The sequence below is a fragment of the Bittarella massiliensis (ex Durand et al. 2017) genome, from assembly GCF_017566145.1.
Classification (GTDB): Bacteria; Bacillota; Clostridia; order Oscillospirales; family Ruminococcaceae; genus Bittarella; species Bittarella massiliensis_A.
The window spans coordinates 1-216 of the sequence record NZ_JABFCL010000297.1; the positions used below are offsets into that span (position 1 = coordinate 1).

The window sequence follows — 216 nt, forward strand, 5'->3', positions numbered from 1 at the left end:
CAGAGAATCTACCGAAACGCCCTTTGTAATAAATGCGCCTCCTGTCTCGGAGATTTTCTCCAGCGGCCTCTCAATTCCATCAAAGATATTGTTGAGGATTCCCGGCGCAAGCGTCACAGACACGGCATTTCCAGTGGCTGTCACCACCTCACCTGGCCGCAGGCCAGACGTCTCCTCATAGACCTGAACCGTTGTCCGGTCCTTCTCAAGGGCAAT

General features: G+C 53.7%; 1 pseudogene. It reads right to left on the reverse strand.

The annotated features are described in order from the left end of the window. Positions 1–216 (reverse strand): annotated as a pseudogene (locus HJY11_RS14410) (V-type ATP synthase subunit A); the annotation flags it as partial.